Annotated in this window: 18 protein-coding genes and 1 pseudogene; 6 read left to right on the top strand and 13 right to left on the bottom strand. The window is 61.5% G+C overall.

Going from position 1 to position 19822, the window contains the following annotated elements:
• Positions 1–180: 180 nt before the first annotated feature.
• Positions 181–1752 (bottom strand): class I adenylate-forming enzyme family protein, encoded by a 1572-nt coding sequence (locus ACTV8E_RS14850; protein WP_443199967.1) that lies wholly within the window; start codon positions 1750–1752, stop codon positions 181–183.
• 10 nt (positions 1753–1762) lie between these two features.
• Positions 1763–2674, bottom strand: coding sequence for an SDR family oxidoreductase (locus tag ACTV8E_RS14845; protein ID WP_443199966.1), 912 nt, complete (start codon positions 2672–2674; stop codon positions 1763–1765).
• Between the two features lie 365 nt (positions 2675–3039).
• Here ACTV8E_RS14845 and ACTV8E_RS14840 point away from each other — a divergent pair, with 365 nt between their 5' ends.
• Entirely contained in the window at positions 3040–3813 is a 774-nt protein-coding gene (locus ACTV8E_RS14840; RefSeq protein WP_443199965.1) for an IclR family transcriptional regulator, read from the top strand.
• A 154-nt stretch (positions 3814–3967) separates the two neighbouring features.
• On the opposite strand, the gene ACTV8E_RS14835 is transcribed toward ACTV8E_RS14840, so the two are convergent.
• The 4 genes from ACTV8E_RS14835 to ACTV8E_RS14820 all read right to left on the bottom strand — a co-directional run bounded on the left by ACTV8E_RS14835 (position 3968) and on the right by ACTV8E_RS14820 (position 8149).
• Entirely contained in the window at positions 3968–4894 is a 927-nt protein-coding gene (locus ACTV8E_RS14835; protein WP_443199964.1) for an SDR family NAD(P)-dependent oxidoreductase, read from the bottom strand.
• An 82-nt stretch (positions 4895–4976) separates the two neighbouring features.
• On the bottom strand, positions 4977–6137 hold the full coding sequence (locus ACTV8E_RS14830) for an acyl-CoA dehydrogenase family protein (protein ID WP_443199963.1): 1161 nt from the start codon (positions 6135–6137) through the stop codon (positions 4977–4979).
• A gap of 10 nt (positions 6138–6147) precedes the next feature.
• The gene (locus ACTV8E_RS14825; protein ID WP_443199962.1) at positions 6148–7359 is read right to left on the bottom strand and encodes an acyl-CoA dehydrogenase family protein; all 1212 of its coding nucleotides are present in this window, start codon (positions 7357–7359) and stop codon (positions 6148–6150) included.
• Between the two features lie 13 nt (positions 7360–7372).
• A complete protein-coding gene (locus tag ACTV8E_RS14820; protein WP_443199961.1) occupies positions 7373–8149 on the bottom strand; it encodes an SDR family NAD(P)-dependent oxidoreductase in 777 nt (258 codons plus the stop codon).
• Between the two features lie 92 nt (positions 8150–8241).
• Here ACTV8E_RS14820 and ACTV8E_RS14815 point away from each other — a divergent pair, with 92 nt between their 5' ends.
• The 5 genes and pseudogenes from ACTV8E_RS14815 to ACTV8E_RS14795 form a co-directional block, all read left to right on the top strand.
• Positions 8242–9033, top strand: coding sequence for an IclR family transcriptional regulator (locus tag ACTV8E_RS14815; protein ID WP_443199960.1), 792 nt, complete (start codon positions 8242–8244; stop codon positions 9031–9033).
• A gap of 33 nt (positions 9034–9066) precedes the next feature.
• Positions 9067–9999, top strand: coding sequence for an NmrA/HSCARG family protein (locus ACTV8E_RS14810; protein WP_443199959.1), 933 nt, complete (start codon positions 9067–9069; stop codon positions 9997–9999).
• A gap of 24 nt (positions 10000–10023) precedes the next feature.
• Entirely contained in the window at positions 10024–10797 is a 774-nt protein-coding gene (locus tag ACTV8E_RS14805) for an SDR family NAD(P)-dependent oxidoreductase (protein ID WP_443199958.1), read from the top strand.
• A 48-nt stretch (positions 10798–10845) separates the two neighbouring features.
• Positions 10846–11643, top strand: a complete 798-nt coding sequence (locus tag ACTV8E_RS14800) for an enoyl-CoA hydratase/isomerase family protein (protein WP_443199957.1) — start codon at positions 10846–10848, stop codon at positions 11641–11643.
• Positions 11644–12113: 470 nt separating this feature from the next.
• Positions 12114–12409, top strand: a pseudogene (locus ACTV8E_RS14795) (IS110 family transposase); the annotation flags it as partial.
• 221 nt (positions 12410–12630) lie between these two features.
• Here the strand turns inward: ACTV8E_RS14795 and lipA are convergent.
• From lipA to ACTV8E_RS14760, 7 genes are all read right to left on the bottom strand, one after another.
• Entirely contained in the window at positions 12631–13608 is a 978-nt protein-coding gene (lipA, locus tag ACTV8E_RS14790; protein ID WP_443199956.1) for a lipoyl synthase, read from the bottom strand.
• Between the two features lie 11 nt (positions 13609–13619).
• Positions 13620–14615, bottom strand: coding sequence for an alpha/beta hydrolase (locus tag ACTV8E_RS14785; protein ID WP_443199955.1), 996 nt, complete (start codon positions 14613–14615; stop codon positions 13620–13622).
• A 208-nt stretch (positions 14616–14823) separates the two neighbouring features.
• Positions 14824–15867 carry an NAD(P)H-dependent flavin oxidoreductase gene (locus ACTV8E_RS14780; protein ID WP_443199954.1) on the bottom strand — a complete coding sequence of 348 codons (1044 nt, stop codon included), beginning with the start codon at positions 15865–15867 and terminating at the stop codon, positions 14824–14826.
• A 71-nt stretch (positions 15868–15938) separates the two neighbouring features.
• Positions 15939–17078 (bottom strand): hypothetical protein, encoded by a 1140-nt coding sequence (locus ACTV8E_RS14775; protein ID WP_443199953.1) that lies wholly within the window; start codon positions 17076–17078, stop codon positions 15939–15941.
• 30 nt (positions 17079–17108) lie between these two features.
• Positions 17109–18014, bottom strand: coding sequence for a crotonase/enoyl-CoA hydratase family protein (locus tag ACTV8E_RS14770; RefSeq protein WP_443199952.1), 906 nt, complete (start codon positions 18012–18014; stop codon positions 17109–17111).
• Positions 18015–18093: 79 nt separating this feature from the next.
• The gene (locus tag ACTV8E_RS14765) at positions 18094–18903 is read right to left on the bottom strand and encodes an enoyl-CoA hydratase-related protein (protein WP_443199951.1); all 810 of its coding nucleotides are present in this window, start codon (positions 18901–18903) and stop codon (positions 18094–18096) included.
• The gene (locus tag ACTV8E_RS14760; RefSeq protein ID WP_443199950.1) at positions 18903–19817 is read right to left on the bottom strand and encodes a crotonase/enoyl-CoA hydratase family protein; all 915 of its coding nucleotides are present in this window, start codon (positions 19815–19817) and stop codon (positions 18903–18905) included. The genes ACTV8E_RS14765 and ACTV8E_RS14760 overlap by 1 nt, the downstream gene beginning before the upstream one ends.
• Positions 19818–19822 lie beyond the last annotated feature (5 nt).

Raw genomic sequence — 19822 nt, 5'->3', positions numbered from 1 at the left:
CACGGCCCATTCGGAGCCTGTTATCGGCCTTGCGGATCCAGATTTCGAACATCTGAAGTCGCACCCGGCTGCCTCGCACGAGAGGCAGCCCAATCTTCACGTGTTCCTCTCATCCAGCCTGACATGGCGTTCCCACCGGCCCGCCTGCAGCGGGATGGTGGATCACCGACGGTAGTAGCGTCAGGCCGTCCTTTGCACGGCGATGCCCTCCTGGCCCCCGTCCTCCTGCAACCACGCTCGCAACAGCAGCTTCTGCAGCTTGCCGTTGATCGTCACCGGAATACTCTGCAGAACCACGATCCTTCCCGGGCGCTTGTAGGGCGCCAGCTCGTTCTTGAGGTAGCGTTGCAATCCCGCCATGTCCAGACGCTGTCCGGGGCGCAGCTCGACGAACGCCACGACCTCCTCGTTACCACCCTCCTCGGGGCAGCCCACAACGGCCGACAACTGGATACCAGGCCAGGCATTGAGGACGGACTCGACCTCCACGGGATAGACATTGAAGCCGGAGCGAATGATCAGATCCTTGGTGCGCCCCACGATGAACAGCGCCCCTGTGTCGTCGACGCGTCCGAGATCGCCCGTCATGAGCCAGCCATCGGCCGACAGAACCTCGCGGGTCGCCTCGGGATTGCGGTAATAACCCCGCATCACTCCCGGGCCCCGTATGTGGATCGCCCCAACCTGGCCGGACGACACTTCCTGACCGGCCTCGTCCAGCAGACGCAGTTCGACCCCCGAGTTACGATGCCCCGAGGAATCGTCATCGCGCGGTTCGTCGACCCGAGTGATGAACATCGAGCCGGCATATTCCGTCATACCGTAGCCCTGATGGAGCGGCATGCCGAAGGCTGCCTCCACCTCGCGCTTCACGGCCATGTCCAGCGACGCGCCGCCCGAATAGAGATAGCGCAGCGCCGGAGCATGCAAACGGGCTCCCGTCTTTTTCAGGTGCTCGAGCACCCGGGTGAAGAGCGTTGGAACCCCCTGGAACGTGGTGATGCCCTCATGCTGCAGAACCTCGAGCAGACGCTCGGGGGTGAAACGCCGTTCGAGCGACAGGCATGCGCCAGCGTACAGCGTGGACAGCAGGACAGTGGCGAAGCCGAAGATATGCGCCAATGGCAGCACACCATAGACCCGATCCGCCGTCCCCAACCCACGCGAGGCGCAGGACACGCGAGCGAAGTGCAGCAGCCCCTGGTGGCTCACCATCACGCCCTTCGGCGCCCCGGTGGTTCCCGAGGTGTAGAGCAAGGCCGCCACGTCGCGGGCCAGCGCTTCATCCTCACGCGCCACATCGTCCTGGGCCGCCAGCAGGGAAAAGCCCGCGAAGAACTCGTCGCCCGGCCAGGAGGAGGCGCCCAGCCTGGCCGCATGGGCTTGCGCATCGGTCGACACGGTGGAACTGAACAGCATCAGACGCGGCTGACAGTGGCTTCGTATCGACGAGATCTCGCGCTCGCTCAGTCGCGCATTGACGTTGATCGGCCAGGCTCCCAATTCGGCGCAGGCGAATGTCAGCGCCACCTGCTGCACGCAGTTCTCCGCGACCAGCATGACCCGGTCGCCGCGGGCGACCCCCGCCTCGGCCAGGCGCCCCGTCGCCAACACGATCGCGTGCCACAGCTCGGCGTAGGTCAGTTGCCACTCGGGATCGCGCAGGGCCGCAGAGGCGCCCCCATGCGTAGCCCAAATGCGCACGACATCGCTGATTCGCGACGCATTTTCCAGGAGCGCCCGTACCGCCATGGTCTCGACCTCAGACCGGATCCCAGGAGAACACATCCCCGGAACGCTCGACCGGGATGAACGAGCCCTTGAGCGCCGGCATGCCGTGCTCGGCCAGGCTTTCCGGCGTCCAGCCCTCGGAACGCTGCACCGAACGAACCGGACGCGGCTGGCTCATGAGGAAGATCTCGTTGTTGCGTACCGCGAAGACCTGCGCGTTGACATCCGCGGCCTGATCACTGGCCAGGTACACGCAGATGGGCGCGATCTTGGCGGGGGTCATCTGCTTGATCTTCTCTACCCGCGCCTGCTGCTCCGGGGTATCCGTCGGAATGGCGCCGATCATGCGGCTGAACGCGAACGGCGCCACGCAGTTCGAGCGCACGTTGAACTTCTGCATGTCCAGCGCGATGGACTTGGACAGCGCCATGATGCCCAGCTTGGCGGCGTTGTAGTTGGCCTGCCCCAGGTTGCCGATCAGGCCGGAGGTCGAGGTCATGTGCACGAAGCAGCCCGACTCCTGCTCCTTGAAGTAGTTCGCCGCGGCACGGCTGACATAGAAGGAGCCGTACAGGTGAACCTTGAGCACCGAATCGAATTCCTCGGCGCTCATCTTGTGGAAGAAGCGATCGCGCAGGATGCCTGCGTTGTTCACCACGCAGTCGATGCGACCGAACTGCTGGACGGCCTGGTCGACCATGCGAGCGGCAGCGCCCGCGTCGGAAACGCTGTCGGTATTGGCCACGGCCTCTCCGCCCGCGGCGACGATCTCGTCCACCACACGCTGCGCCGGCCCCACATCGACCCCTTCGCCGGTCACGGAAGCGCCCACATCGTTGACGACAACCTTGGCGCCATGACGGGCCATGAGCAGCGCGATATCGCGCCCGATGCCACCGCCAGCGCCTGTAACCAGCACTACCTTGCCTTCGACCATTGCCATACGTGATTCCTCCGTCGCACCGAGGCAGCGCCAAACCGGGCACCTCGGCTCTGCCTATCTATAGTGCCTGCCGACAGCGATGCCAGCTGGCTCCGAAAACGCTTGCGAGAGCATAATAATGAACGATATTCCTATATGCAAACGCAAGTTGTGCTATAGAAGCTAAAGCCGAAGGCCTCATCGTGGCGGACGACCACCAGTCGAGCCGGCATGCGCCGGCCTGGAGAGGAAAAATCATGGTTCCCAGAATGGACAGTTACATGTAAACGCTATTTGATATACTGCACACTTAATCGCATCTCGACATACAGCGCGACATTTCTCCCACTCAAAAGGGATATTTCATGAAAAAAAGGGAAAACGACGTGGGTGCCACTGAAACGCCGGCTTCGATGGGCCCTCGATCAGTTACCCGGATTCTCGGTCTCTTCGAGGTTCTGGCAAAATCTCCCGACGGACTCTCCCTGGCGGAACTCAGCAACAGCCTCGAATCCCCCAAGAGCAGCCTGTTGACGCTCCTGAGGCCCCTGGTCGCAGAGGGCTACCTGAACCATGCCAACAGCCGTTATCACCTCGGCCCATTCATCTACCGGCTCTCCGGCAACATCCTGGCCACGCGCAACTTCCCCAGGATGATGCGCTCGTACCTGCAGGAACTGGCGGACAAGACGGGGGAAAGCGTCTACCTCTCGGTCATCGACATGGACTCGCAGATGGTCACCCATATCGACGGCATCGATTCGCAGAATCCGGTGCGCTACGTCTCCCCGCTCGGCGCACCTCGCCCCCTGCACTGCACCGCCCCCGGCAGGCTACTGCTGGCCTACCAGGACGAGAAGGTTCAGGAGCGCTATCTACGCACCGCCAAGCTCAAGGCCATGACCTGGCGGACGGTGACCGACCGCAGCACGCTGAAGAAGCAGCTCAAGGAAATCCGCGAAAGCGGCATCTCGATCAGCATCAGCGAACTCAGCGAAGGCGCCGCCGGTATTGCCGCCCCGGTGTTCGATACCGATGGCTCCGTTGCAGCAGCCCTGGTCATCGCCGCTCCGGCGGAACGCATGCAGCACAAGATCAACGATCTGCGCCCGATGCTGATGGAAATGGCAGCCGAGGCCTCAGGGCATCTGAAAAGCTGAGTTACCCACACCCTCCGCCAATCAAGGGCGGAGGGTGCGCTTTCCATCTCCCACCGCAGCTTCTCGGAAGCCTGCATGCTGCTTCGTAGAACGCTTCCTTCACTCCCGGATCAGGGAAAGGGTTTGCCTTTTCCATCCCCATGGGAACGCAAGATCAAGCCGTAGCCGCAGCGGCACGCTCAAACAGACGAGCGGCGATCAGTGCGCCCGACTCATTGGCCTGCCAGGGCAGATCCAGTTTTCCCGTATCCATGACGGCCTCGAAACCTGCAAGCAGCGCCTCGGCCGAGTCAAATGCACGCCCCTCGGTCTGCCCCACAACTACGCGAGAAAGATGCTGCCCCACACTGTGGAACAACTCGCCATTGGCAGGACATAGCTGGTGCGCGAACAAGGTGATGGACTCTGCGACATACTGTGGTGCCATCATTTCAGCAAGCCCATCCGGCACATCCTGGCCATCCCAGGCGCGCGTAGCAGCCACTGGCGCCACGCAGTTGACGCGAATCCCATGCTCCTGACCTTCGCCGGCCAGGTACTTGGCAAATCCCGACATCGCTGACTTGGCCATAGAGTATGCCGGCATGCCGCCTCGCCCCCAGAGACCCGCAGCGGAGTTGATCAGCACCATCCGTGCGTATTGCTGCGCCCGGAAGATCGGCCAGCATTGGCGCGCCAGCTCCCAGCTACCCACGGCGTTCGTATTCATGCTGGCATGGAAACCTTCCTGAGTAGCGTCCTCAAAACTGGTCATCGGCATCACCGGGCTGGCGTTATGGATGACGATATGCACACCACCCAGCGCGACTGCTGCGGCAACCGTCTCACGCACCCCCTCGGCACTGCCGATATCGGCGACAACCGGAACGGCACGACCACCCGCAGCGATGATTTCGTCAACGACCTCTTCTGCCGGCGCTCTGTCACCACCTTGGGTACCTATAAGCTGGCAGCCATAATCATTGACCACTACTGCTGCGCCCCTTGAGGCGAGGCTCAGGGCGATTGCCCGCCCCAGCCCACGACCGGCCCCGGTGACAATGGCAACCTGGCCATCAAAACGAAGTTCCTGCGTGCTCATTGGATTCTCCTTTCTTGTAGTAAGAGGAGCCCGCGCAATACCCGCCGCATACGTGTCGACCGGTGAGCAGGCTCCGTGCCGCTTACAGGTCGTGCGCGCACGACACCTGAATCGAGCGCGCGTAGCGCGAACGGTGAAATTCAAGCCCGCCCCACCAGGTATTACTCAGCACCAACCGCCGATAGTGATGACCGACCCGATACTCTTCGGTGATGCCATAGCCGCCATGCAACTGAATGCCCTGAGCCGTGACGATTTTCGCACTGCGCATGACCTGCGCCTTGCAGCCGGAAATGGTGGTGCTGCGCTCGTCGTCACCTGCACCCGCCTCCAGCACGGCAAGCCCGCGATGAAGGCTCGCACGGGCCTGCATCGTTTCAATGGCCATATCGGCCATGCGATGCTGCAGCGCCTGGAAGCTGCCGATCAGCACCCCGAACTGCTTGCGCGTCTTGAGGTACTCGGCGCACAGGACGAGCACATCCTCCATACCTCCGACCGTCTCCGCACACTGCTGCACGATCACTTCGTCCACCGCCCTCTGCAGCCCGGCATGGGCAGCGCCCTCGGTGCCCAGCAGCGCTTCGGCGGCAACGACCACGTCCTGCAACACCAACTCCGCGGCCGGGGTTCCGTCCAGCAGGCTGACGGCCTCCAACGACACACCGGGGGCGTCACGCTGAACCAGGAAAATCGAGATCCCCTCGGGCTCTGCGCAGTCGCCGGCGCTGCGCGCCACCACCAGCAGCCAGTCGCTCTGCATGGCGCCGACCACCACGCTCTTGCGGCCATTCAGCACATAGCTGCCATCACCCTGGCGCTGCGCACGGGTCGCCACCCAGGCAACATCGCCGCGTGACTCCGGCTCACTGTGCGCCACAGCAAACAGCTTCTCACCCGCTGCAAGGGCTGGCAGCAGTTCAGCTTTTTGGGCAGCGTCAGCACAGTGCTGAATGACGAAAGTCGGAAACAGGCAGCCCTGCAGATAAGGCTCCAGCAGCAACCCACGCCCCAGTTCCTCGGCGAGAATTGCAGCTTCGACATGGCCAAAGCCTACGCCGCCAAATTCCTCCGGCATGGCCACAGCCAGCCAGCCCATATCGGCCATCTCACGCCATACCTCAGGCGAGAAACCACCCCTCCTGGCGATCTCTTCGCGCTTGGCGAAGGTGTAGCTTTTTTCCATGAAGCGCCGGGCGCTTTCTTGCAGCATGCGCTGCTCATCGCTCAGATTGAAATCCATGCCATTCCCCTTAAAGACCAAACAGTGCCTTGGCAATGATGTTGCGCTGAACCTCAGCGGCACCGCCGTAGATCGAGCAGGCACGACGATAGAACAGCTCGGCACCAAGGCCCGGCGCGAAGTCCGGCCCCACGAAGCTGCGCCCGCGAAGTTCGCGCTCTTCATTCGGATCGGGGTAGTGAACGGGGCCGTAGTCGCCCAGCACCTCCACCAGCATTTCCGTGAGTTTCTGATGCAGTTCCGAGCCGCGCACCTTGAGCATCGAGCCAATGGCCATGCCCCCGGTCTGCTCATTCACACCAAGGTGCAGAACCCGCTTGACCGCCATGTCGATAGCCAGCACTTCCAGCTCGTACTCGGCCAGGCGATTGGCAAATACCGGATCCTGAATCAAAGGCTGCCTACCCGCGCGCTCCTGCGAAGCGTAACGGCGGATCTTGGCCAGATAGCGCTTGAGCGCAGGTGACTCGGCGCCGAGAAACGCTCGCTCATTGAAAAGCAGGAATTTGGTGTAGCCCCAACCTTTGTTCACCTCACCCACGAGGTTCTCAGCGGGCACCCGCACGTTGTCGAAAAACATCTCGGCCAAATGATTGCTGCCATCGAGGCTGGTGATCGGTCGCACCGTCACGCCGGGCGTTTTCATATCAACCAACAGGAAGGAAATACCCTTCTGCGGCTTGGCCTCGGGATCGGTACGCACCAGCAGGAAGCACCACTCCCCCCAAATCCCGTTACTGGTCCAGATCTTCTGGCCGTTGACGATGTAATGGTCGCCGTCACGAATCGCGGTGGTACGCAACGATGCCAGATCAGAGCCTGCTTCGGGTTCCGAAAAGCCCTGCACCCAATACACCTCCCCCTTCTGGATCGGCGGCAGGAAGCGACATTTCTGCTCCTCGGTACCAAATTCGCAGATCACCGGCCCCATCAGGGTGACCCCCTGCTGGTTGGGCGACGGAGCACCCGCCAGATAGCACTCCTCCTCGAAGATATAGCGCTGCTCAGCAGTCCAATCGGTTCCGCCATATTCCCTGGGCCAGAAAGGCACCGACCAGCCACGGGTTTCGTGCAGGATGCGCGTCCATTTCAGCGAGTCGTCGTCGCCAGGCAGGTAGCCCTGCTGTCCACGCCAGGCCATGTCGGCCGGCAGATGCTCGCGCAGGAAGGCCCTGACCTCTTCACGGAATGCTTCATTGGCGGCATTGGGTTGAAAATTCATGTTCGAACCTCACTCAGCGGAAAGAAATCGTGTGGCCACCGTCCACCGCGATCGTCTGGCCATTGATATAGCCACCGGAAGGAGATGCGAGCAGCACGGCCAGACCTGCAAGCTCCTCCACCTCGCCAAAGCGCTGTGATGGGTTGCGCCCCCGGTACCAGTTCACCATGGCCTCATCCTCCCACTGGGAGCGAGCCATCTCCGTCTTGAAGGTGCCCGGCGCAATACAGTTGGCGGTGACGCCCTTGCTGGCGAACTCGTTGGCCATGTTGCGCACCAGCTGCATGTCGGCGGCTTTGGTCAGGCCATAGGTGCCGGTCATCGGGTCGCCGAGCAGGCCGACGATGGAGGCCACCACGATGAAGCGCCCATAGCCACGCTCCAGCATGCCCGGCATGGTCATCTGAGTCAGCCAGATGCTGCTCTGCACATTGACCTGCATGAACTTGTTGAAGGTCTCCTCCGACAGATCCAGCACAGAGCCGACCCAGGGATGAATGGCGGCGTTGGCCATCACGATGTCCACCCGCCCCCAGGTCGCCAGGGTGGTATCAACCAGATGCTGCAGCTCTTCCTTGCGACCGATATTGCACGGCACGGCGATCGCTTCACCGCCCGCGGCACGGATCTCCGCCACTGCCGCCTCACAGGCGTCGGCCTTGCGCCCGGAGATCACCACCTTGGCGCCATGCTCCGCCATACCCTTGGCACTCGCCAGCCCCAGACCACGGCTGGAACCGGTGATGATCGCCACTTTGCCGCGCAGATCGAACAAGGAAGATGCTGTCATCGTAACCTCTTTCAAATTATTCGCTATGCGAATACATTATCCACAATGTGAATTCAGACTATACTCCGAAAACCTTTTGCGAGCACAACCCGATGAGCCCAGCACTCCCCAACGAGCCCCTCCCCGAGGGCGAAAAGGATCGGCAGTACGTGACCGCCCTGGCCAGGGGCCTGCAGATCCTGCGCTGCTTCAGCCACGAGAAACCCGAGCTGACACCACAGGAAATCGTGCGCATGACCGGCCTGCCACAGCCCACCGTGTGGCGCCTGTGCCATACGCTGACCAAGGAAGGCTTCATCGTCTGCGCGGGGGACAACCAGCGCATGGCGCTCGGCCTGCCCGCGCTCGCCCTCGGCTATGCCGCACTGGTTCGCCAGTCCCTGCCGAAGATCGCGCTGCCGCACATGCAGGCCCTGACGGACAGTTGCCGCATGGGCATGTCGCTGGCAGTTCGCGATGGCCTGGACATGCTCTACATCCAGCGCACCCACGGCGACTTCGTGTACATGAACGACCCCGTCGGCGCGCGGCGTCCGTTTGCCCTGGCCCCGACGGGATGGGCCTGCTTCGCCGGCTACGACGCCGGCGAACGCAGCGAAGTGCTCGACGCCTTGGAACGGCAGAATCCGGCGTCCCTGCCCGCTACCCGCACCCACCTTGAACAGGCAGCCGAGCAATACGCACAGCACGGTTTCGTAACCAGCATCGGCGTCATCCACGAACACCTCAATGTCATCGCCGTCGCCATCCGCTCACCCAGAAGCGGAACCCTCTACGGGCTCTCCGCATCGGGCCTGGCCACCGAGTGGCCGAAGGAAAGGCTGATGGCGATCGGCCCGGAACTCGTCGACATGGCCCGGCAGCTCGCTGTCGCAGCTGACTGAGCCGCTCAAGCCCCCCATGAAAGGAGATTACCTGTGCCAACCAACCGTCCTCTGATCCTCGTCACCGGCGCCACCGGCGCCCAGGGTGGCGCCACCGCACGCGAACTACTCGCTGCGGGTTACCAGGTGCGCTTTCTCACGCGCAATCTCGATACGCTTGCCGCACAAGCATTGATCGCACTAGGAGCCGAAGGCGTTACCGGCGACATGGAAGATGCCGCCTCCGTAGCCGCCGCCATGCAAGGCACCTACGGTGTGTTTTCGGTGCAAATACCCGACTCGGCGGGCACCGATGCGGAACGCCGCCATGGCCAGGCCCTGGTCGATGCCGCCCTGGCGGCCGGGGTCACCCATTTCGTCCACACGTCGGTATGCGAAGCCGGCAAGCACACCGGCTTTCCCCGCTGGGAAAGCGGCTACTGGTGGCAGAAATACTGGACGGACAAATGGGATGTGGAAGAGGCAGTGCGCAATGCCGGCTTCCCGTTCTGGACGGTGCTGAAACCGGCTTTCATGATGGACAACTTCGCCCAACCCAAAGCGCAGTACATGTTTCCCCATCTACAGCAGGGGAAAATCATCACCGCCCTGCTCCCGGCCACTCGCATGCAGCTGATTGCCGCCGATGACGTGGGCGTTCTTGCCCGTGCAGCACTCGACTCCCCGGAGCGTTTCAAGCACAAGAACATCGACCTTGCGGCAGAGGCCCTGACCATGGAAGAGGTCGCCGCCACCCTGGGCCGCGCGCTGGGCAAATCGGTTTCGGCTCAGTCCCTCACCCCGGAGGAGGCGATAAAGGCCGGGTTGTTCCCCGGCTGGGTACGCTCCCAGGAATGGACCAACGAGGTCGGTTATCGAGCCGACATCGATGCGCTCAACGCCGATCTTGGCAGGCACGGCATCACGCTCATCCCCTTCGCTCAGTGGATCGAACGGCATGCCGGCGAAATCCGCATCGACGCCTGAGCACCACACCTCCAGGAGACGGCTATGGAGCTGAACAGTAACGTCAGCGCAGTGGTGGTAGGCGGTGCATCGGGCATGGGAGAGGCGACCGTGCGAGCCCTGCGTTCGCAGGGGGTCCATGTCGCCATCCTCGATCTGGACGAGGACAAGGGAAAGGCGGTGGCCGCAGAAACGGGCGCCGCGTTCTTTCGCACCAACGTCACCGACGAAGAGAGCGTTATCGGCGGCTTCGAGTCCGCTCGCGCGGTCAATGGGCAGGAACGCATCCTGGTCACCACCCCCGGAGGTGGCGGCCTCTCCTACACCGCCTGGCGCGACGCCGAGTCAGGCGCCATTCGCCGCCATGACTTCCAACGCTTCAACCGGATCATTTCCCTGAACCTCAGCGGCACCTTTCTCTGCGCCTCCGTAGCGGCCGCCGGCATGATGAATCTCCCCTCGGAACTCGGTGGCGACAGAGGCGTCATCGTGATGACCTCGTCGGTCGCCTCGAAGAACGGGCCAGCCGCGACGATCGCCTATGTCGCCGCCAAGGCTGGCATCGACGCCATGACATTGTCGATGGCCAGGGATCTCGCGCCAGAGGCGATCCGCGTCAACACCATCTTGCCCGGCAGCTTCGAAACCCCGCTGATCGCCTCGGTTCCAGAGAACTACAAGGCCGGCATGCGCGACTGGAACCTTCATCCCAAGCGCTTCGGGCACCCTGACGAATACGCCATGCTGGCCCTACACATCATCGAAAACAGCTACCTGAATGCCGCCCTGCTACGCCTCGATGGCGGCGCCCGCGTCTGACCGATCGTGTCTGACCAGACCGCATCCAACCTCACCAAGAGCATCCCCATGACCAATCTCTACGATCTTCCCGACGACATCCTGGTCACCGCCGAAGGCGGCCTGCGCATCATCACCCTCAACCGGCCGGACGACCTCAATGCGTCGACGACCGAGATGCTGTTTACCTATCCCAAGCTGTTCCGAGCCCTGGCCGAGGATCCTGAAGCCAAAGTCGTCATTCTGACTGGAGCCGGTCGGGCATTCAGCGCTGGCGGCGACATGAACCATTTCGCCAAAACCCTCGACGACGGCGACTTCGCACGGGCCGTACAGGAGAACTCCCGCCGCACCATTCACAACTTCATCGACCTACCCATCCCCGTCATCGCAGCAGTGAACGGCCCGGCGGTCGGCTGGGGGGCAACCATGGCGACACTCTGCGACATCGTGCTGATGTCCGAGAAATCCTTCATGGCAGAACCCCATATCAACATCGGGCTGGTGGTAGGTGACGGCATATCCGTAGCCTGGCCGCTCTACACCAGCCTGCTGCGGGCCAAGGAACTCATTTTTACCGGCGACCGCATAACTCCGCAGCAAGCCGTCGAGTTTGGCCTCGCCAACCGAGTGGTGGCGCCGGAGAAGCTGATGGAGGAGGCTCGGGCTTTGGCTGAAAAACTACTTAAGCAGCCGGCCCAGGCATTGCGTGAAACCAAGAAACTAATGAACCTGTACCTGCATCGCTCTGCAGCCCAGATGCTCGATGCCACCCTCGGCCGCCAGCTGGCTGCAACGATGAGTGCCGAGCACCACAGCATTGCCACGAACTTCATCGCCCAACAAAAGCGTCAACAACAACCCTAAATGACTCTCAGGAAATACCCGACTCCCATATGCCCCCAAAGTGCTCCAAATGCTGGTCAGCGTGCTGACTCAAGCGTCCGTATTTCAGAGATGCAGCGTGACAATGGTTTCTCGAATCGATCACTTGGTATACCTATAGTCACAGCAACTCAAACATGCACAGCCCCTGCCGACCGTCAGTTGCCAGGTATACAAAAGGGCGATCTATGGGCTAATGCCGATCAGTTAAGAGGAATGCCTCGCGCCCTATGTAGGGCCGCGAGGTTTTTTGTCGTAGGACGGGCAGTCGAAGGCTTGTCCGCCGGCGGTGCTGTCCCGGAATCATGGTGGACATGGCGCTCTCACGCATCCATCTCCCGACGCTTAACTGACAGGCATTAACCTATGGGCCGCCCTAATGAGATAGTCATCCCCAGACACCCTGCGAAGGCCGACCTTCGCAGGGTGTTTTATTTCCGAAGACCATCACCATGAACAACGCAGCATTGATCGGTACTGATCTGGGCAAGCACGGTTTTCATCTACATGCCCAAGATAATTCGGGCGGAAGGTCATGCGCCAAAAGGCTACACGCCAACAATTGTTGCGTGTGCTGATCAACCTACTGCCTTATACGGTTCCCATGGAGGCTTGCACAGGCACTCACTTCCTAGCGCGCGCAATTCAAGCACTAGAAAATGAGGTCAAGCTGATCTCGCCGCAGTTCGTGCGACCGTTCGTGCAAGGCAACAAGAACGACTTCATCGATGCACAAACCATCTGTGATGGTTGCCTGGCATGGCTGTCATGAAACGATTTGAACGGCCCACCGGCCCGAGCGAAGAACCTGAATTTAAAATCGGCTCATCAAGCCGTTGGCCTTTTCAGGACCGCCAGGCACGACTCTCGTCGTGGCGCGGGCATGCTCCAAGTAGACGACGGATAGATTCAAACAAGCCAAACATCCATCGCTGATCAGCATTGCAAAAACGGGGGTGGCCATAGATTCTAATCCGACACCCTAACCCCATGCGCCTGCTGATCAGCATGGTACGAAGAGCGCACCAGCGGGCCGGATGCAATATTCTTGAAGCCCATCTTCTGCCCCTCTTCGGCGAGCCATGTGAAGGTGTCTGGATGAACGAAGCGCTGCACCGGCAGGTGGTTGCGCGACGGCTGCAGGTACTGGCCAAGGGTGAGCATATCGATGTCGTGCTCGCGCATGTGCTGCATGGCTTCGATCACTTCCTCGTCGGTCTCACCAAGGCCGAGCATCAAGCCAGACTTGGTAGGCACGTGCGGCACCAGCTGTTTGAACTTCTGCAGTAGGTCCAGCGACCACTCGAAGTCAGAACCAGGACGCGAGGCACGGTACAGCCGCGGTACTGTTTCCAGATTGTGATTGAAGACATCCGGTGGCTCGGCAGCGGTGATTTCCAGCGCTACATCCATGCGCCCGCGGTAGTCCGGCACCAAAGTCTCCAGCTGCACACCGGGGCTCAGCTTGCGGATCTCGCGCAGGCAGTCCGCGAAGTGCTGGGCCCCGCCATCGCGTAGATCGTCGCGGTCCACCGAGGTGATAACCACGTACTTCAAACGCAGGTCGGCAATGGCCACGGCAAGGTTTCTCGGCTCATCCAGATCCAGCGGCTTGGGGCGGCCGTGGCCAACGTCGCAGAACGGGCAACGACGGGTGCAGATGTCGCCCATGATCATGAACGTGGCGGTACCGCCGCTAAAGCACTCCCCAAGGTTCGGGCAGGAAGCTTCCTCGCAGACACTGTGCAATTTGTGCCTGCGTAGAAGTTGCTTGATGCGGTCAACCTCCGGAGAGACCGGCACGCGCACGCGAATCCAGTCAGGCTTCTTTGGCAGTTCCTCGGTGGGGATGATCTTCACCGGAATCCGCGCGACCTTATCGGCGCCACGCAGCTTGATTCCGGCTTCCACCTTGGCTGGGCCTTTACCCGTCACTTCTTTGCTCATCGCGATGCGATTCAGCTTTTACTCCAGCGCAAGGCAAGGAAACGCCTCAGTTCCATCGTCACCTCCATATCTTCCGGAGTACCGCCGAAGCCGCCATGCGGCATCGCCTCGAAGACGTGGAGTTCGGCTTCGACACCGGCCTTGCGCAGCGCACGGTGCATGCGCACCGTGGCCGACAACAGCAGATCGCGCGTGCCGGACTGAAGGAAGGTTGGCGGGAAGCTGGCGTCGAACTGGCCGAGCACGGGGGAAACGTAAGGGTGGTCCAGCGGCGTGTCGCCGGCATAAAGCCGGAGCATTTCGGGTACCGGCGTCGGCAGCACCGGGTCGATGCCAAGCAGGGTATGGAGGGTGTCGCCGCTATTGGTGAGGTCTACGCCGGGAGTCATCAGCACCAGGCCGGCCGGTAGCGGCAGGCCCTCGTCACGCGCCCGCAGCGCCAGTGCCGCGGTAATGCCGCCGCCAGCCGAGACACCGCCGACGACGATGTTCTCCGGGGCATACGACTCCAGCAACGCGCGATACACCGCCATTGCGTCGTCCAGGGCAGCCGGGAAAGGGTGATCGGGCGGCATCCGATAATCGACGGAGATCACCCGCACGCCGGTGCGCAGAGCCATGCCGATCGCCATCAACCGGCAGCTCTCGCCACCGCCCAGCGCAAAGCCGCCACCATGAAACTCAAGAAAGACACGCGGGTCGTCTTCCGACACGCTGGCCGGCGTCGCGACATAGGTGGTCACACCCGCAGTCAGCCGGGTTTCCACCGTGTAGCCCTGCTGTGGCAGGACGGCACTGATCATCTTCTCCACATGGCCATCGATGTCGGCGATGAGTGATTTCCAGGCCGCCTTGTCGTCCAGCGGAGGGTACTGCGTGGGCATGACCATGCGCGGATTGAGCAGCACCTGCCGGCTTTGCTCACTGATGGTCGTGGGCAGTGGAATGACGCGCTCGGGAACCACAAGGCCTGCGGCTTGAGAGTTGGAGGTTTGGGAGTTGGACATTGTTATTCTCCATTGATCCATGAGAAGCAGCTGGGCTCCCGCCTTCGCGGGAGTGACCGTGGGGGGCTAATTCAGCGCTTCCCTAATGAGGCTCACAAGCACGATGGCCATGCTTCCAGGTTTCACGCATGGCCCCGAGACCCCGTTCAAGATCGCCTTATAAGCGCGATCAGTGCCTGCCCCCTGAGGTGGCACGACATACCTCTACTTACAGCGGGATCTGGCCAGCAAGGCGACGCTGCACTGCCTCGGCCTCGGCGATGATGGATTCCATCAGTTCGGCGATGGAGGGCAAGTCGTGAATCAACCCCACCGATTGCCCCGAGGCGGTCATCCCCTTGTCCAGATCCCCGGTGGACATGGTCAAGCCGTGCATCTGCAACATCTTGGACATGCGCATCATGGACTCGATCTGGCGCGGCCCCAGCGACAAGGTGTGCTTGACCAGCTTGAGCCACGGCGTGTTCAGTTCCTTGGCGATGGTGAACGAATTCATGAATATCTCGAACACATTCAGCATCTTCGCGTTCACCATGCGCTCGGCGGCGGCGGTTTTCATCTGCCGGCACGGAATGCCGTCGAAGCGATCGGAGAAGATGGTGTCCTGGACATCGAGCTCCACGGCTTTGTTCTTGAAGTTCTGGTGCATCGGGCCTTCCTGGGTGGTCCAGAAACGGGTGCCCATGGAAACGCCACCCGCACCGAGGGCCAAAGCCGCCACCAGACCGGCGCCGTTGGCCACGCCACCGGCCGCAATGACCGGGATCTTCAACAGTTCCGCCAGGCGGGGAAGCAGGACGAAGGTGCCAATCTCGCCAGCATGGCCGGCCGCCTCGTAACCTGCGGCGATGATCGCATCGCAGCCATGGGTTTCGGCCCGCTGGGCTAGCCGCACATCGCTGACCGACGCGACGACCTTGCCGCCGTAGGCATGCGCAGCCTTGACGATCCAGTCGCCCTTGCCCATCGAATAGTTGATCACCGGTACCTGCTCTTCGAGCATGACCTTGGCGTTCGCCATGCCATTGGGCAGTGCCAGAGGCGCGTTGGCGCCGAAAGGCTTGTCGGTCAGCGAGCGAATCTCGCGAATGGCCGCACGCGTCACCTCGGGCGGATTGGAGCCTGCACCATATACCCCCAAGCCACCGGCGTTCGACACCGCCGCGACCATGTTCGGGAAAGCGACCCGACCCATACCCGCATTGAGTATCGGATAGTTGATGCCAAGCAGTTCAGTAAGGGCTGTTTTCATAGTTCTGACTCCCTAGACGCCGAAAGGCGTCTAGCCGCTGTTATTTTGAAGTTAAGAGCAAGACGGCCCAGTTAGTAGGGCATTTCGAACTTCGGCCCCTGGCTTGTTTCATTCGCAGTAAGGATCGTGCGACAGAACGAGTTAACCGTGAGCTGATTTTCCAGTTGGATGGTGCGCCCGTCCGGCAGTTTGACCTCGCCGGTCATCGTCGACAGCAGGTAGCAGTACATCCGTGTGCCGGTCGACGTTGGCCAGAAGCTGTACGCTCGTCCGTGCGCGGCAATCCGTACATCGACGCTGGTCTCGCCGTTGGCCATCTGCAGATGCCACTTGACCGGCAGATTCATCCCCGTACGCGGGTCTTCCCACTTTTCGAGGATTTCGAATTTAGCGGTTCCAGCCCCGGCAGCCGGGTTGATATTGACCTGCTCCTGCTCGCCGTACTTCACAAAGCCAAGCGTCATCCCGTCTCGCGGCTGGAAGAAGTTGACCTTGAGGTCATCCTTAATCGCATACAACCACCACATCCAGTTGGGGGCTGGCAGATTGGTCACCGGGTCGTTCGACTGGCCCGTAATGATGTGCTCACGCACACCGTAGCCATTAGTGAGTTCAAGGTTATGAGCAGAAGTCTTGATGCTTCCCTCCACCTCTACAAAAACGTCATAGCCGGCCCGATCACTCTCATGTGCCTTGGCAAACGGCCCCCAGTTCCACAACGGGGAGCCGTTCTGGGAATAGCGCAGATCGAACTCGGCGTCTCCTGCCTTCCCTTCCAGCTTCCAGGACGGCGGCTGGGAAATGAACTTGAGCCCATCGAAATCCCAGGTAACCGAGTCCTCCCCCTGGGTGACGGAGAATTTATCGCCCTCAAGGCGCTCGGTGGGGGTCCAGCCGACACGCACGAAGTTGTTGTCGCTCATCGTGCCGCGCCCAGACTTGGGCACGACGATCAGCTGAATTTCCCGCTGGGCCGATGCGCCACGCCCCCAGATCCCCTTGCCGTTGCCAAACAGTGCGTAGCCTGCAGCCCAGAGCAGAACATCATAGTCACCAGACTCGGCCACAACACCCAGTGCCGTCTCCTCCCACAGGTCGGTACTACTGGAAGGCAGCGCCAGCGACTCGAAATGAGTACCCTCGTCTTCCAGCGTGATGCCTGCATGGGAATGGGCGATGCGGTTGTACTTGGCGTTGTAGTCGTCACTCATGATGTTGGCCTCTGTGCATGAATGTTGAAGTCAGGAATAAGTGGGCTCTTCCCACCAGGGGAAATAGTCCGGCATGTCATTGTTTACCGTGCAGGCAAACTCCGGCAGGCGCTTCTCCACGAAGGATTGCACACCCTCTTTCGCATCCGGGCTGCGGCCACGGGTGCAGATGCCACGACTCTCGATGCGGTGCGCTTCCATCGGATGGGCCATGCCCAGGCTGCGCCAGGCCATCTGACGCATCAGGGCCACGGAAACAGGGGCGGTATTGTCGGCGATTTCCCGGGCGATCTCGTAGGCGCGCGGCAACAGTTGCTCGTGGGCAACCACCTCGCTCACCAAGCCGCCAGCCTTGAGTTCTTCAGCCGACAGAACCCGGCCACTCAAGCTCCACTCCATGGTTTTGGCGATACCCACCAGACGCGGCAGGAACCAGGACGAGCAGCACTCGAAGACGATGCCACGGCGGGCATAAACGAAGCCCAGACGTCCCTTCTCACTGGCGATGCGGATGTCCATCGGCAGCAGCATCGATGCACCGATACCCACGCCGGCACCGTTGATGGCACCGATCACCGGCTTGAGGCTGTTGAAGATACGCAGGGCCAGCTTGCCACCGCCATCGCGTGCGGCCTCACTGGCGTAGTCGAAGGTGCCGTCCTCGCGAATGGGGCTGGCCTTTTCCTTCACCACACTCCCATTCTTGTTTTTGTCGAAGATGTCGGCTCCCTTGGACAGATCGGCACCACCACAGAAACCCTTGCCCTCGCCGGTTACCACAACCACGCGCACGTTATCGTCGCGATCGGTTTCGTCAAACACGGCGATCAGCTCGTTCATCATCGCCGCGCCCATGGCATTGAAGATATCAGGGCGGTTCAGCGTCACCGTCGCGATGCGATCCTTGACCTCATAGCGGATATTTTCGTACGTCACTTTTGACTGCTCCTTTGCAGCCACTCGAACGGGCTGCTTAAGATAAGCAGCCTGCGATTGATCGAGCGGCCGAACGTCGTTATTTGAACGAGAAATTCGGCGCACGCTTCTCGAAGAACGCCTTCTGCTTCTCGACCTTGTCCTCGGTGGACTGGGCCACGTACACGCCGCGCCCCTCAAGCTCGATCGCCTGCTCCAGGCTGCCGGCATTCATGTTCTGCCACAGCGACTGCTTGGTTACCCAGATACCCATCGGCACGTTGGCGACGATGTTCCTGGCGATCTCCAGACAGGCGTCCTGCAGTTCCTCGTCCGGCACTGCCTTGAGCACCAGGCCGATGCGCTCGGCCTCTTCCGCCAGCACCGGGCGCGAGGTGTAGAGGATCTCGGCGGCGCGCTGCGCCCCTACCGCCCGTGGCAGCAGGTAGCTGATGCCCAGTTCTGCACCCGAGCCGGCGTTGTGGATCGCGTTGACGAACTTGGCGGATTTCGCCGCGATGGTGATGTCCGCCGCCAGCGGGAAGGCCAGCGCCATGCCGGCCACGGTGCCGTTGACAGCGCAGATCACCGGCTGCGGCAGGTTGCGCATCAGTACCGGCAGGGAAGCGATGACGTCCATTGCGTAGCGCGAGAAGAACGGCTTGCCCACGCCTTCCGGCACCCAGTGCGCCGTGCCCGGGCTCTTCAGGTCATGGCCGGTGCAGAAGTGCCGGTTGCCCGCGGCGGTCAGGATCACCACCCGGGTGGTCGGGTCGTACTTGATCTGTTTGAACAGATCGGCCAGTTCGGTATACATCTCGAACTGGAAGGTATTGGTCGACTCGGGACGGTTGATCGTAATGCGCTTGACGCCCTCGACCGGCTCGTCGATCAGAAAATTGTCACTCATCACTCTGCTCCTTTACCGGCGCTCAGCCAATGCGATTTGACCATGCCGTCGCCATAAGGCTCGTCACGTTTTTTCAGTGCCTCTTTCAAGCCATGTTCCGCCATATCGGCCTTGAACTGAGCACGGCGCGGCCCCTGGGTCAGGTGAGCGCGGGCGTCCATTTCGGCGGCGAAACGCTGCAGCGTCCTGGCGCCCTGCAGTTCCAGCGCGGCATTGACGACACGCTTGTGGGCCGACAGCAGCTCGGCATCCACGAAGCTGATGCGCCGCGCCAGTTCGTTGACCGCCGCGTCGAGCTCTTCGGCCGGCACGGCATCGAGCACCAGGCCGATGCGAGCCGCTTCATGCCCACGCAGGTTGTCGCCGGTCATCAGCATTCGCTTGGTCCACTGCGGGCCGACGTGATAGACCCACATCTGGATGGGCGGAGTGCCATTGGCGCGCGCCGCCGGGAAGCCGATCTTGGCGTTCTCCGCGCAGATGACGAAATCGCACATCAGCGCCAGGTCGGTACCACCGGCCAGGCAGTTGCCCTGGACCTTGGCGATGACCGGCTTGTGCATGTCGAACAGCACCATGTTGAGCTTCTGGGTCTGCTCCAGATTCCAGCAGTCGTCGTCGATGGACTTGTTGATCGTGCGGTAGCGGGACTCGTCCCATGGCGGCGTACCGTCCTTGAAGCCCGCGTAGGCGCCAGCCAGGTCATAACCTGCGCAGAAGTCCTTGCCGGCCCCCTCCAGGATGACCACAGTAACGTCATTCAGGTCGTCCGCCTCAAGCAGCGCATCGCGCAGCTCGGCGAGCAGGGCCGGGTGCAGGGCATTGCGCTTGTCGGGGCGATTCAGGGTGATGCGGGCAACACGGTTCTCGACGCTAAACTGAAGATATTCCGAGCTGCGGAGGTGCTTGTTCATATTGT

This window comes from Pseudomonas sp. B392_1p, from assembly GCF_052245235.1.
Lineage (GTDB): Bacteria > Pseudomonadota > Gammaproteobacteria > Pseudomonadales > Pseudomonadaceae > Serpens > Serpens gallinarum.
The sequence above is the reverse complement of the archived record's forward strand: the minus strand, read 5'-3'. Positions and strand labels throughout refer to the sequence as shown.

Bases quoted from the DNA above. Each gene is read 5' to 3' on its own strand.
- ACTV8E_RS14850 (WP_443199967.1), bottom strand. From the start codon at position 1,752: ATGGCGGTACGGGCGCTCCTGGAAAATGCGTCGCGAATCAGCGATGTC.
- ACTV8E_RS14845 (WP_443199966.1), bottom strand. From the start codon at position 2,674: ATGGCAATGGTCGAAGGCAAGGTAGTGCTGGTTACAGGCGCTGGCGGT.
- ACTV8E_RS14835 (WP_443199964.1), bottom strand. From the start codon at position 4,894: ATGAGCACGCAGGAACTTCGTTTTGATGGCCAGGTTGCCATTGTCACC.
- ACTV8E_RS14830 (WP_443199963.1), bottom strand. From the start codon at position 6,137: ATGGATTTCAATCTGAGCGATGAGCAGCGCATGCTGCAAGAAAGCGCC.
- ACTV8E_RS14825 (WP_443199962.1), bottom strand. From the start codon at position 7,359: ATGAATTTTCAACCCAATGCCGCCAATGAAGCATTCCGTGAAGAGGTC.
- ACTV8E_RS14820 (WP_443199961.1), bottom strand. From the start codon at position 8,149: ATGACAGCATCTTCCTTGTTCGATCTGCGCGGCAAAGTGGCGATCATC.
- ACTV8E_RS14815 (WP_443199960.1), top strand. From the start codon at position 8,242: ATGAGCCCAGCACTCCCCAACGAGCCCCTCCCCGAGGGCGAAAAGGAT.
- ACTV8E_RS14805 (WP_443199958.1), top strand. From the start codon at position 10,024: ATGGAGCTGAACAGTAACGTCAGCGCAGTGGTGGTAGGCGGTGCATCG.
- ACTV8E_RS14800 (WP_443199957.1), top strand. From the start codon at position 10,846: ATGACCAATCTCTACGATCTTCCCGACGACATCCTGGTCACCGCCGAA.
- lipA (WP_443199956.1), bottom strand. From the start codon at position 13,608: ATGAGCAAAGAAGTGACGGGTAAAGGCCCAGCCAAGGTGGAAGCCGGA.
- ACTV8E_RS14785 (WP_443199955.1), bottom strand. From the start codon at position 14,615: ATGTCCAACTCCCAAACCTCCAACTCTCAAGCCGCAGGCCTTGTGGTT.
- ACTV8E_RS14780 (WP_443199954.1), bottom strand. From the start codon at position 15,867: ATGAAAACAGCCCTTACTGAACTGCTTGGCATCAACTATCCGATACTC.
- ACTV8E_RS14775 (WP_443199953.1), bottom strand. From the start codon at position 17,078: ATGAGTGACGACTACAACGCCAAGTACAACCGCATCGCCCATTCCCAT.
- ACTV8E_RS14765 (WP_443199951.1), bottom strand. From the start codon at position 18,903: ATGAGTGACAATTTTCTGATCGACGAGCCGGTCGAGGGCGTCAAGCGC.
- ACTV8E_RS14760 (WP_443199950.1), bottom strand. From the start codon at position 19,817: ATGAACAAGCACCTCCGCAGCTCGGAATATCTTCAGTTTAGCGTCGAG.